Annotated in this window: 10 protein-coding genes; 9 read left to right on the forward strand and 1 reads right to left on the reverse strand. The window is 70.1% G+C overall.

Going from position 1 to position 12,282, the window contains the following annotated elements; all coding sequences use genetic code 11:
• Positions 1 to 14: 14 nt before the first annotated feature.
• The 4 genes from STH_RS03570 to STH_RS03585 all read left to right on the forward strand — a co-directional run bounded on the left by STH_RS03570 (position 15) and on the right by STH_RS03585 (position 4,253).
• Complete coding sequence (locus STH_RS03570) at positions 15 to 1,136, forward strand: alpha/beta hydrolase (RefSeq protein ID WP_011194830.1); 1,122 nt, start codon at positions 15 to 17, stop codon at positions 1,134 to 1,136.
• 269 nt (positions 1,137 to 1,405) lie between these two features.
• Entirely contained in the window at positions 1,406 to 2,068 is a 663-nt protein-coding gene (locus STH_RS03575; protein ID WP_011194831.1) for a YceI family protein, read from the forward strand.
• A gap of 157 nt (positions 2,069 to 2,225) precedes the next feature.
• Positions 2,226 to 3,590, forward strand: coding sequence for a stalk domain-containing protein (locus STH_RS03580; RefSeq protein ID WP_011194832.1), 1,365 nt, complete (start codon positions 2,226 to 2,228; stop codon positions 3,588 to 3,590).
• Between the two features lie 180 nt (positions 3,591 to 3,770).
• On the forward strand, positions 3,771 to 4,253 hold the full coding sequence (locus tag STH_RS03585; RefSeq protein ID WP_011194833.1) for a phosphatidylglycerophosphatase A family protein: 483 nt from the start codon (positions 3,771 to 3,773) through the stop codon (positions 4,251 to 4,253).
• Positions 4,254 to 4,321: 68 nt separating this feature from the next.
• Here STH_RS03585 and STH_RS03590 read toward each other — a convergent pair whose 3' ends face one another.
• Positions 4,322 to 5,689 (reverse strand): sigma-54 interaction domain-containing protein, encoded by a 1,368-nt coding sequence (locus STH_RS03590; RefSeq protein ID WP_050742095.1) that lies wholly within the window; start codon positions 5,687 to 5,689, stop codon positions 4,322 to 4,324.
• Positions 5,690 to 6,028: 339 nt separating this feature from the next.
• On the opposite strand from STH_RS03590, the gene STH_RS03595 reads away from it, so the two are divergent.
• The 5 genes from STH_RS03595 (at position 6,029) to STH_RS03615 (ending at position 12,198) form a co-directional block, all read left to right on the forward strand.
• A complete protein-coding gene (locus tag STH_RS03595) occupies positions 6,029 to 7,366 on the forward strand; it encodes a phenylacetate--CoA ligase family protein (protein ID WP_011194835.1) in 1,338 nt (445 codons plus the stop codon).
• 95 nt (positions 7,367 to 7,461) lie between these two features.
• Entirely contained in the window at positions 7,462 to 8,235 is a 774-nt protein-coding gene (locus STH_RS03600) for an ABC transporter ATP-binding protein (RefSeq protein WP_043714837.1), read from the forward strand.
• Positions 8,236 to 8,247: 12 nt separating this feature from the next.
• Positions 8,248 to 10,224: an AMP-binding protein gene (locus STH_RS03605; RefSeq protein ID WP_197525203.1), complete on the forward strand. Its 1,977-nt coding sequence runs from the start codon at positions 8,248 to 8,250 to the stop codon at positions 10,222 to 10,224.
• On the forward strand, positions 10,221 to 11,114 hold the full coding sequence (locus tag STH_RS03610) for a branched-chain amino acid ABC transporter permease (protein ID WP_011194838.1): 894 nt from the start codon (positions 10,221 to 10,223) through the stop codon (positions 11,112 to 11,114). Before STH_RS03605 ends, STH_RS03610 begins: the two co-directional genes overlap by 4 nt.
• Before the next feature lie 4 nt (positions 11,115 to 11,118).
• Positions 11,119 to 12,198 (forward strand): branched-chain amino acid ABC transporter permease, encoded by a 1,080-nt coding sequence (locus tag STH_RS03615; protein ID WP_197525204.1) that lies wholly within the window; start codon positions 11,119 to 11,121, stop codon positions 12,196 to 12,198.
• The last annotated feature ends 84 nt before the right edge of the window (positions 12,199 to 12,282 follow it).

Below are 12,282 nucleotides of genomic sequence, written 5' to 3' on the forward strand. Positions count from 1 at the left end.
AGGGAGGCGCGTCGGTGCGCAAGCTCACCGCTGCACTGCTGGCGCTGCTCCTGCTGGCGGGCTGTGCGCCGGGGGACGGACCGGCCGGCGGCGAAATCCGGCGTCGTGCCCTGACCATCGCCCTGGACGAGACCTGGACCGCGGCCGCGGAGCTCACCTACCCGGCCGGGGGCGACGGGCCCTGGCCGGCGGTGATCCTGTTCCACGGGTCGGGGCCCATGGACATGGATGCCACCAACGTGGACGCCGGAGGCCGGGTGGTGTCGGCCAACTTCCGGCTGCTGGCGGAGCGGCTGGCCCGGTCGGGCTATGTCGTCCTCCGCTTCCACAAGCGGGGGGTGAGGCGACCGGGTGACTACGACCCGGAGCAGGCCTACCGTGCGACTACCAACCAGCTCATCGCCGACGCCGGGCGGGTGATCGCAGCCGCCCGGGAGCAGCCCGAGGTGGATGGCGGCCGCATCTACCTGTACGGCTGGAGCCAGGGTGCGCAGGTCGCCGCCCACGCCGCCCTGGCCGACCGGGGGGTGGCGGGGGTGATCCTGCAGGGGCCGCCCACCGGGGGCTGGGCGGAGACCCTGCGCTACCAGCACCTGGAACTCGGGCTCCGTCTGCTGGCGGAGGTGGACGCAGACGGGGACGGCAAGCTGTCGGCGAGGGAGTGGATGGACGTGCCGCCGGGACCCGCCGCGCTGATGGGCAGCTTCTACGTCTGGGCGCCGGACTCCACGCCCTGGGCGTCGAAGATGCGGGCAGACACCGACCGGGACGGCGACGGGCTCATCGACCTGGAGGCGGAGCTGCGGCCGGCCATTGAAGCGCTTATCGCCAATCCCGCCGTGAACCCCATGATGGATCCCGCCAACGAGCCGGCTGAATCCCTGGCGGAGATCGCACCCCGTCTGGGCCGGCCGGTGCTGATCCTGCACGGGGAGCACGACGGGTTCGTGCCGGTGTCGGACGGCGAGGCCATCGCCGCCGCGGCGCCGGAGACCGCCACCCTGCGCCGCCTTCCCGGGCTCGGCCACGCCCTGAGCCCCACCGCGGACCCTGCCCGGGACGAGTTCGGCCCGATGGACGAGGCGGCGATCGCCGCGCTGCTGGAGTGGCTGCAGGCGCAGGCGGCGGCCCGGTGAAGGCACGGCACGTGGGGCTTGCCGATTCGCTGTGGAGGGCTGGTTCCGCCCGCAGGGCGGCGCCGGCCCTCGTGACGCGGATCGACGCCCGGGGGCCGCGCGGCCGTCTCCGGCGGTCCAGGGTTCCGGTGTGCCCCAAGTAAGGGGAATGATCGTGAAGAACACAGGGAATATTTATGTTGCGTTCAGGTTTCTCTCAGGTTTTCTGTCCAAACTAGTACCCATCAACCGATTCTGGAGGGGTTCTTCTGAAGCGAGCGACCACACTCGTGAGCCTGGCCCTGGTGGCGTTGCTGGCAGCCGGGTGTGCCCGGGGGGCGGCGCAGCCCCCGGTTGAGCCCCAGCCCGCGGCGGAGACGGGAACGGCGCCGGCCGCCGCGGAGGACAGCACGTCCGCCGGCGTGGACGGAACCGCCTACTACGTGGACACGGCCCAGTCCCAGGCCTCCTACGCCGTCGATGAGACCTTCCTCGGGCAGCGGCTTGACGTGACCGCGGTGGGCAGGACCTCCGCGCTGTCCGGGGCGATCGTGCTCCAGGACGGCGTCATCCAGCCGTCCACCGTCGAGGTCGACCTGACGACCCTGCGCAGCGACCAGTCCCGGCGGGACAACCAGGTCCAGCGGGTGCTGGACACCCGCAACCACCCCAAGGCCGTCTTCCGCATCCAGGGGGCCGAGGGCGACCCCGTCCTGACGGAGGGGCAGGAGGTGCCCATCCGGCTGACGGGGACCATGACCATCAAGGGCGTGGACAGGCCCCTCACCTTCGAGGGCACGGCGAAGCTCACCGGCGGGGTCCTGACGCTCACCGCCCAGACCACCTTCGCCATGACGGACTTCGGCGTGGACCCGCCCAACATCGCCAACTTCGTGGCGGTGGAAGACGAGGTGACCGTCTCGGTCACCTTCGTGGGGCAGGCGCAGAGCTAGTGCACGCGCCGCGGAGCGGCTCCCACCCCGGCCCAGGGGTGGGAGCCGCTCGCCGCTTTCGGCGGCCGCCGCGCGCTTCTTTCTCCCATTGCTGAAACGGCGTGGACGTGTACCCCGTCTGTCACAGTGAATCCGATCCAAACAAGGAGGTAGGCGCATGAAACTCTGGAAGAAGACCGCTGCGCTCAGCGCCCTCGTGATGGGCGTGTCCGCAGCTCCCGCACTGGCCACAAGCGTCCCGGCCGATACGCCTGTCGACGCGACTCCGATCTCCGCCCCGGTGGAGATCCTGCCCATCGTGGCCCCCGAGGAGGCCGGGAGCTTCCTGCGGCTGGTGGGGCCGGTGGAGTGGGTGGACCTGGAGGGCGGCTTCTGGGCCGTGGCCGGCATGCGGCTGATCGGGGATCAGGAGGAGATCGCGCAGTTCGCCGGCCAGGAGGTGGTGGTCGAGGGCACCGAGTTCACCGGGATCTCGTTCCACATGGTCCCGGCCATCGAGGTGATGAGCATCCGGCTGGCCGGCGAGGTCGAGGCCATGGCCCCGGTGCTCCGGGACGTGGGCGCGGACGCGCCGCTGCCGAGGGAGATCCTCGTGAACGGCAAGCCGGTCGCCCGGGAGCTCGGCAGCCCCGTGGTGGCTGACGGCGTCCTGCTGGTGCCCCTGCGGGCCATCGCCGAGGCGATGGGCGCCGAGGTGGCCTGGGACGGCGAGGGGCAGCTCGTGCGGGTCGGCCTGGCTGACCGGACCGTGATCTTCCGCATCGGTCAGCAGGAGGCGGAGGTGCTGGACGCGGCGGTCGCACCGGCCGGCAGCGCCCGGATCTCCATGGCCCAGCCCGCCCAGATCGTGGGCGACCGGACCATGATCTCGGCGGACGCCATTACCACGGTGTTCGGCCTGCGCCAGACCGAGGCGGAGGAAGGCGTGATGAGCCTGGTGCCCGGCGACGTGGCCGACCTGACGGCGCCGGAGCCGGTCACCCTGCCGGACGACGCGTTCCACGACCTTCTGACCGGCAGGATCCGCCAGGTCGAGGACGGGCGCATCCTGCTGGAGGGCCCGCCGATGGCCAACGGGGAGCCGATGCTGATCTGGCTCACCGTCTCGGATGACACGCAGATCACCGTGGGCGAGGGCGCCGGCACCGCCGCCGACCTGCAGGTGGGCGCCGAGGTGATCGTCTCGCTCTCCGGCCCGATTCTGGAGTCCTTCCCGGCCCGGGGCGGCGCGGACAGCATTCAGGTGCTGCCGGCGCCGAAGGCGGACATCCTCACCGGCGTGATCAAGGAGATCGAGGGCGGCCGGATCCTGCTGGAGGGCGAGCCCATGGACAGCGGCGAGCCTTTCCTGGCGTGGCTGGCCGTGGATGAGAACACCGTCATCACCATCGGCGACGCCGGGGCTACCGCCGCCGACCTGCAGGTGGGCGCCCGGGTTGAGGTGGAGCTGACCGGTCCCATGCTGATGTCCTACCCCGCCCAGGGCGGCGCGGCCCGGATCCGGATCCTGCCGGCGGAATAGGTCTGCCGAAGGTCGACGACTGGGGTCCTCACGAGCGGCGCAAGCGGTCCCGCCTGTCACGGCGGGGCCGCTTGCGCGCCCTGGACCAGGTTGACGGATGGTGGCCCTCGAACCCGCACCGGACTGTCTGACGTCTCATAATTAATAAGCCATGAGACGGACCAGAACAGGAGGAACCGGATGTACAAGACGGTAGTGAAGATGCTGGAAGACCGCGGCGTGATGCTCAGGGAGATCGCCGAGGTCGTGTATGAGATCCAGAAGTCCTACTATGACTCGCTGCCGCTGGAGGAATGCCTCGAGAGCGTGGAGGCGGTGGTGAAGAAGCGGGAGGTCCAGAACGCCATCCTGACCGGGCTGGCCCTGGATATGCTCGCGGAGGAGGGCAAGCTGCCCGAGCCGCTGCAGTCCATCGTCGCCGGCGACGACTTCCTCTTCGGTGTCGACGAAATCGTGGCTCTCTCGATCACCAACATATACGGCTCCATCGGCCTCACCAACTTCGGCTATCTGGACAAGACCAAGCCGCTGGTGATCGGCCGGCTCAACTCCCACAAGAACGGCGGGTGCCACACGTTCCTGGACGACCTGGTCTCCGCCATCGCCGCGGCGGCGGCCAGCCGCATCGCCCACGCCCGCCGGCCCAGCAACAACGAGGACTGAACCGCACAGGCCCGGAACCGCCTGGCCGCCGGAGCGCACGCCGCCCCGGCGGCCTCTGCGCGCCCGCCCTACCCGCGCCCGGTCCGCTCCTGCCGCGCCTTCCACTCCCGGATCTTGCGCGCGGCCGTCGTCTGGTGGATCCCCAATGCCCGGCCCACCTTCACGGAGCTGCCGAACCGGCGGTACGCCTCCCCGACCAGCTCCAGCTCCAGCGCTGCGACCGCCTCCTTCAGCGGCACGATCTCCCGCACCTGCACCGGCGGCCCCCCGGGTGCGGGCAGGGGCAGGTGCTCCGGCCGGATCTCCCGCTCATCCAGGGTCACCACCAACCGCTCCACCAGGTTCTCCAGCTCCCGGACGTTGCCCGGCCAGCTGTAGGCCACCAGCCGCTCCACCGCCTCGGGGGTGAGGGTGCGCTCCACCCGATACCGGGCGCAGAACCGGTCCAGGAAGGTCCTGGCCAGGACCGGGATGTCCTCCGGCCGCTCCCGCAGCGGCGGGATCTTCACGGGCACCACGTTGAGCCGGTAGTACAGGTCCGCCCGGAAGCGGCCTTCGGCCACCATCGCTTCCAGGTCCCGGTGCGTCGCGGCGATGATCCGGATGTCCACCGCCGTGGGGGTGACGGCCCCGAGCCGGATGATGCGCCGCTCCTGGATCACGTGCAGCAGCTTGACCTGCAGCTCCAGCGGCACGTCGCCGATCTCGTCGATGAACAGCGTGCCGCCGTGGGCCTGCTCAATGAGCCCGGGCTTGCCCTCCCGCCGGGCCCCCGTGAAGGAGCCGGGCGAGTAGTCGAAGAGCTCGGACTCCAGCAGGCTCCCCGGCAGGGCGGCGCAGTCGATGCGCACGAAGGGTCCGCTGCGGCGCGGGCTCAGCCGGTGGATCTCGGCCGCCAGCACCCCCTTGCCCACGCCGGACTCCCCCAGGAGGAGGATGGTGGAGTCGACCGGCGCCACCCGCCGGATCAGGTCCATGACCCGCTGCATGGCCAGCGACGAGCCGACCACCTCGGCGCGCCCCGCCTGCCCGGCGCGCAGCCCGGCCAGTTCGTGGCGGTACCGTTCCCGCTCCTGGGTCATCCGCTCCACCTGCCGCTCCAGCCGATCCAGTTCCGTGATGTCCCGGGCCGTGGCCAGCACCCAGCCCTCCGGCAGCGGCACCGCCGTCAGCGCCAGCCGGCGCCCCGCCCGCTCCAGGACCATCGCCTGCCGCTCCCCGGTCTCCAGGCAGCGGCGCAGCACCGGCGGCACCCACTTGTCCCCGTCCTCCAGATCGGCCGGCCGGCGGTCCAGCAGCCTGGCCCGGGGGGTGCCCAGGAGCTGGGCCATGGCGCCGTTCACCAGCCGGATCCGCCCGTCCGGCGCGACCGCCAGGACGCCTTCGGCCAGGCCATCCAGCAGGGCGCGCACCACCGTTTCCGCCAGCGGAGCCATGCACATCCCTCCCGCAGAACCACAAATCATAATTCTCTGGAATACAAACCATTCCTGCTTATGGACCTAAGCAGGAATGCTTAGGCCGGCCAGTCCACACGGGGGGCGGCCCGCGATCCGGCGACCCCGCCCGCCGGCGCCACAGGCTAAGCGAGGATGCTTAGCTTGTGCGGCCGGGCCGTCCACGCGCTTGTGCCTCCCTGAATGGTTCAGGGAGGCACAAGCCTTTTCCGGTGCACCGCGGCGTCGCTCCTGGGCGCGCCTTGGGGGGACCGCAGGGCAGCCGACGAGGTTGGCACGGCACTTGCGTACTCGGTTCCGGGGGGAAGGGGGGATGCCATGCAGATCGAGCTTGAGCGGTCCCACTGGCAGCCCGAAGCGGAGCGCATGGGGCGCGCGGAGCTGGCACGGCTTCAGGCGGAGCGGCTCCGGGCCCAGGTGGAGCGGGCCCTGGCCTCGCCGTTCTACCGGCGGCTCTGGCAGGGCGTGGGGCCCATCGACCCCGCCGATTTCCGGACCCCGGCCGACGTGGCCCGACTGCCCTTCCTGCACAAGTCGGACCTGGTGGATGCGCAGCTCCGGAAGCCGCCGCTGGGCGATCTGCCCATGAGCCCGGCCGAGGAGCGGCGGGAGGTCTATCCGGTGCACGTGGTGGGCGGCTCGCTCTACACCGTGTACGGCGAACGGGACCTGGCCCGCACCGCGGAGATCGGTGCGCGGATCATGTGGGGGCTGGGGCTCCGACCCGGAGAGCTGATCCACAACGCCTTCGGCTACGGCCTCTTCGCCGGCGGGATTTCCTGGCACCGGGCGGCCCGGGCCATGGGGGCGGCGATCATCCCAATCGGCACGGACTCGGTGAAGCGGCAGGTCGAGATGCTGTTCAACTTCCGGCCGGTGATGCTCATCGGCGCGCCGTCCCACGCCGTCTACCTGGCCGAGCGCATCCAGGAGCGGGGGCTCTCGCCCCGGGACATCGGGCTCCGCTACGGCCTCTTCGGCGGCGAGCCCGGCGCCGGAGAGCCCATCACCCGGAAGCGGCTGGAGCGGCTCTACGGTTGCCCCGCCTTCGACTTCTACGGCATCACCGAGGTCGGCCCGCTCCTCGCCGGCGAGTGCCGGCTGCAGCAGGGGCTCCACTGGGCCGAGGACCACGTGCTGGTGGAGGTGATCAACCCCGCGACGATGGCGCCGTGCGCCGAGGGCGAGACCGGTGTGCTGGTGCTGACCGACCTGACCCGGGAGGACATGCCGCTGATCCGCTACTGGACAGGGGACATGGCGACCCTGGTCACCGAGCCCTGCGGTTGCGGCAGAACCCTCGCCCGCTCCCCCGGCGGGGTGCGGGGCCGGCTGGACGAGCTGGTCATGATCCGCGGCGCGAAGTTCTACCCGGTGCAGGTGGAGCGGGTGCTCTCGAGCTACGGCACCCTGGCGGACGAGTACCGGATCGTGCTGGAGCGGGATCCGGCGACGTGGCTGGACCGCTGCACGGTGCAGGTGGAGGCGGCGCCGGGCGAGTTCCCCTCGCCGGCCCTGGAGGAGCGGATCAGCCGGCGGCTCTCGGACGAGCTGGCCGTGGACGTCGCGGTGCAGATCCTGCCCTACGGGTCGCTGGAGCGGTCGCCCCGCCGGGTGCGGATCGTCGACCGCCGCGCCGGGAGCGGGGGGCCTTGAGCCCGCGGCGCCGGGCCGTGGGGCGGCGGAGGCAGCCGATGGGCACGACGGCGGACACGAGGTGTGAGCGAAGGAGGTGGCACGGGGTGAGCGAGATGCACCTGGCGGTTGAGGAGGTGGCGATCGGGTTCGGCGGGGTGAAGGCCCTGGACGGGGTCTCGCTGGCCGCCCGGAAGGGGTCCATCACCAGCATCATCGGGCCCAACGGGGCGGGGAAGACCAGCCTGATCAACTGCATCTCGGGGCGCTACATTCCCCAGCAGGGGCGGATTCTGTTTGAGGGGCGCGAGATCACCCGGATGCCGCCTGCCCGGCGGGCGGAGCTGCGCATCGCCCGCACATTTCAGAACATCGCCCTGTTCAAGCACATGACCGTCCTCGAGAACCTGATGGTCGGCCGCCACGCCCTGATGCGCTCGGGGCTGCTGGCCTGCGGCCTCTGGTGGGGCCCGGCCAGGCGGGAGGAGATCGAGCACCGCAAGGCGGTGGAGGAGATCATCGATTTCCTCGAGATCGCGCACGTCCGGCGCAAGCCCGTGGGGATGCTGCCCTACGGCCTGCAGAAGCGGGTGGAGCTGGGCAGGGCCCTGGCGCTGGAGCCCCGGCTGCTGCTCCTGGACGAGCCGATGGCCGGCATGAACGCCGAGGAGAAGGAGGACATGGTCCGCTTCATCCTCGACATCAACCAGGAGCGGGGGGTCACCTGCGTGTTGATCGAGCACGACATGGGCGTGGTCATGGACATCTCGGACTGGGTGGTGGTGCTGGACTTCGGCCGCAAGATCGGCGAGGGAACGCCCGAGGAAGTGCGCCGGAACCCCGAAGTGATCCGGGCCTACCTGGGGGACAAGGACCTGGCGGTGGTGTAAGGGGGTGGTGTGGTGAGCGCAGAGCAGCTGGATACGTTGCCGAAGCGGCTGCAGGCGATGGCCGCGCGGTACGGCCGCAGCCGGGTCGCCCTCCGGGAAAAGGAGTACGGCATCTGGCAGGAGTACACGTGGCAGGACTACCTGGACCACGTGCGCGACTTCTGCCTGGGCCTGGTCTCCCTGGGCTTCCGGCGGGGCGACAAGATTGCGATCGTGGGCGACAACCGGCCGGAGTGGGTCATCGCCGAGCTGGCCGCGCAGTCCGCCGGCGGGACGTCGGTGGGCATCTACCAGGACTCGCTGGCCCGGGAGATGGCCTACGTCATCGACCACTCGGACGCCGTCGTCGTGGTCGTGGAGGACCAGGAGCAGGTGGACAAGATCCTGGAGGTGCGGGACCTCATCCCCAAGGTGCGGTACCTGGTCTACTACGATCCCAAGGGGCTGCGCACGTACACCGACCCGTGGCTGCTGTACTTTCCGCAGGTCATGGAGATGGGCCGGGAGTACGGCCGGCGGCACCCGGGCCTGTTCGAGGAGATGGTCGCGGCCGGGGACGGGGAGGACACCGCGATCATCTGCTACACCTCCGGCACGACGGGCCACCCCAAGGGCGCGATGCTGAGCCACCGGAACCTGCTGGCGATGGGTGACACGATTCAGACCGTGGACCCGCTGACCCCGGACGACGACTTCCTCTCCTTCCTGCCCCTGGCCTGGATCGGGGAGCAGATGACCGCCCTGGCGATGCACCTCTCCGTCGGCTTCACCGTCAACTTCCCCGAAGAGCCGGACACGGTGCAGGAGAACCTGCGGGAGATCGGCCCCCACGTGATGTTCTCGCCGCCCCGGATCTGGGAGGACATGGTGACCCGGGTCCAGGTGCGGATCCAGGACGCCGGCTGGCTGAAGCGCAGGCTCTGGGAGTTCTTCCTCCCGGTGGGGCTCCGGGTGGCCGACGCCCGCTTCGCCCACCGGCCGGTGCCGCTGAAGGACCGCCTGCTGTACGCCCTGGGCGAGTTCCTGGTCTACAGCGCCGTCAAGGACCACCTGGGGCTCTCCCGGCTGAAGCGGGCCTACACCGGCGGCGCGGCGCTGGGGCCGGACGTCTTCCGGTTCTACCACGCCCTGGGCGTGAACCTGAAGCAGATCTACGGCCAGACGGAGATCGTGGGGATCGCGGTGCTGCACCGGGACGACGACATCCGCTTCCACACGGTGGGCACGCCGCTGCCCGGCGGCGAGATGGCCATCTCCCCGGAGGGGGAGATCCTGCTCCGGAGCCGGGCGGTGTTCCAGGGCTACTACAAGATGCCCGAGGAGAGCGCCAGGGCCCTGGCCGGCGGCTGGCTGCACACCGGCGACGCCGGGTACATCGAGGAGGAGTCGGGGCACCTGGTGGTGATTGACCGGCTGAAGGACGTGATGCGGCTGAGCACCGGCGAGATCTTCTCGCCCAACTTCATCGAGAACAAGCTGAAGTTCTCTCCCTACATCAAGGAAGCGGTGGCGGTGGGCGACCGCCGCACCCACGTGGTGGCGATGGTCAACATCGACCTGCAGTCGGTGGGCCACTGGGCCGAGGGACAGGGGATTCCGTACACCACCTACCAGGACCTGTCCCAGAAGGGGCCGGTGCTGGACCTGATCGCCGGCGAGATCGCCCGGGTCAACGCCGAGTTGCCCGAGGCGGCCCGCATCCGCTCGTTCGTGATCCTGCACAAGGAGCTGGACGCGGACGACGAGGAGCTGACCCGCACCCGGAAGCTCCGGCGCGGGTTCGTGTACCAGAAGTACGCCCCGGTGATCGAGGGGCTTTACGCCGGGGCGGACGAGATCCCCGTGCAGAGCAAGGTCCGCTACCGGGACGGCCGGGAGGCGGTCATCGAGACGGTGCTGCAGGTGCGGAGGCTCCTGCCCGTGCCCGGCGCCGCCCCGGAGGTCGAGCAGCCTGAGCCGCGCGCGGCCGGAGGAGGTGGCGTCGGATGAGCAGCGGCCTCGGCTTCTTCCTGAACCTGCTGGTCAACGGCATCGTCGTGGGGGCCCTCTACGCCCTGGTGGCCCTGGGCTTCGTGCTCATCTACAAGGCCAGCGGGGTGATCAACCTGGCCCAGGGCGAGCTGGTGCTGCTCGGGGCCTACATCGGGCTCACGTTCACCACCGAGTTGAACCTCCCGTTTGCGCTGGCCCTGCTGCTCACCATCGCGGTCAGCGCGCTGGTGGGCGTGGCCATCGAGCGGGCGGTGCTCCGGCCGTTCATCGGCGAGCCGCCGATCTCCATCATCATGGTGACGATGGGGCTCTCCTTCCTGATCAAGGCCGTGATTCACGGGATCTGGGGCACCGACATGCGCTCCTTCCAGGGGCTCTTCCGCAGCGAGCCCATCGTCATCGGGCCGGTGGCCATCTCCGAGGTTTTCCTCTGGGGCCTGGTGGCGGCCCTGATCCTGCTGGTCCTGCTCAACGCCTTCTTCAAGTACAGCCTGCTGGGCATCGCCATGCGGGCGACGGCCGACGACGAGCAGGCGGCGCTCTCCATGGGCATCTCCGTGAAGCGGGTCCTGGCGGCGACGTGGGCGGTGGCGGCGATGGTGGCCGCGGTGGGCGGCATCTTCCTGGGGAACATCGCCGGCGTGAACCCCCTGCTCACCTCCTACGGGCTGAAGGTGCTGCCGGTGGCCATCCTCGGCGGGCTGGACTCGATCCCCGGCGCCATCCTGGGCGGCTTCCTCATCGGCATCCTGGAGGCGCTGACCGGCGGCTACCTGGACCAGTACCTGACCGGCATCAAGGAAGTGGTGCCCTTTGTCGTCATGATCGTCATCCTGCTGATCCGGCCGTACGGCCTGTTCGGCAAGGAGATCATCGAAAGGGTGTAGGCCTGTGCAGCGACTGTTGCGGTACCCGTTCGCCCTGGAGTGCGGGGTGTACATCACCACCTACGAGCAGGACCACGCCCTGCACCAGACCCCGCTGGCCGTGGCCCGCGGCTGGGTGCTGGTCGCCCTGCTCTACGCGATCCCGTGGTTCCTGCCCAACTACTACGTCTCGATCCTGAACATGGTGGCGATCTACACCATCGCCGCGCTGGGGCTCAACCTGCTCACCGGCGTGACCGGGCAGATCTCGGTGGGCCACGGCGCCTTCACCGGGATGGGCGCCTTCACGGTGGGCTACCTGATGAAGCAGGGGCTCCCGTTCTGGGTCGCGATGCCGCTGGCCGGGCTCACCGCCGCCGCCGTCGGGGCCCTCTTCGGGCTGCCGTCCGCCCGCCTGAAGGGGCTTTACCTCGCCATCGCCTCGCTGGCGGCGCAGGTGATCCTCACGTTCTTCTTCACCCGGGCCGACTGGTTCACCGGGGGCATCCACTCGATGTCGGTCAGGCGGCCGAGCTTCTTCGGTCACACCCTCTCCGGTGAACGCAGCTACTTCTACCTGGCCCTGACGGTGGCGCTGCTGCTCGGGGTCTTCGCCCAGAACCTGCTCCGCACCCGGATCGGGCGGGCGTTCATGGCCGTGCGGGACCGGGACCTGGCGGCCGAGGTCATGGGCATCGACCTGTTCCGGACGAAGGTGACGGCCTTTGCGCTGTCGGCGTTCTACGCCGGCATCGCCGGGGCGATCTGGGCTCCGTACGTGATGATCATCTCGCCGGAGCAGTTCGAGATCCACCTGTCCATCGAGCTGCTCGCGATGATCATCATCGGCGGCATGGGCTCGGTGATGGGGTCCGTCTACGGCGCCGCCTTCATGACGGTCATGCCGATCGTGGTGCGGGAGCTGGCGATGCTGCTGGAGCCGGTGTTCCCGTCCGTTGGCACCAAGCTGCTGCTGATCCGGGATGCGGCCTTCGGCGCCGCGATCGTGCTCTTCCTGATATTCGAGCCCGAGGGGCTGGCCAAGCTCTGGCGGAACATCAAGGATTACTTTCGGCTCTGGCCCTTCGGTTACAGCAAGTCGTGAGCGGTGAGCGATGGGAGGGGCTGTGCGCCGTAACCCGAGGTTCTGCGTTGCGGGGCACAGCACACGTGGTCCCCTGTGCCGAGG

The organism is Symbiobacterium thermophilum IAM 14863 (assembly GCF_000009905.1).
In the GTDB taxonomy this organism is placed as follows: Bacteria; Bacillota; Sulfobacillia; order Symbiobacteriales; family Symbiobacteriaceae; genus Symbiobacterium; species Symbiobacterium thermophilum.

Excerpts from the sequence above, each read along its gene's own strand:
- STH_RS03580 (WP_011194832.1), top strand. The coding sequence starts at position 2,226 with ATGAAACTCTGGAAGAAGACCGCTGCGCTCAGCGCCCTCGTGATGGGC.
- STH_RS03585 (WP_011194833.1), top strand. The coding sequence starts at position 3,771 with ATGTACAAGACGGTAGTGAAGATGCTGGAAGACCGCGGCGTGATGCTC.
- STH_RS03590 (WP_050742095.1), bottom strand. The coding sequence starts at position 5,689 with ATGGCTCCGCTGGCGGAAACGGTGGTGCGCGCCCTGCTGGATGGCCTG.
- STH_RS03595 (WP_011194835.1), top strand. The coding sequence starts at position 6,029 with ATGCAGATCGAGCTTGAGCGGTCCCACTGGCAGCCCGAAGCGGAGCGC.
- STH_RS03600 (WP_043714837.1), top strand. The coding sequence starts at position 7,462 with ATGCACCTGGCGGTTGAGGAGGTGGCGATCGGGTTCGGCGGGGTGAAG.
- STH_RS03610 (WP_011194838.1), top strand. The coding sequence starts at position 10,221 with ATGAGCAGCGGCCTCGGCTTCTTCCTGAACCTGCTGGTCAACGGCATC.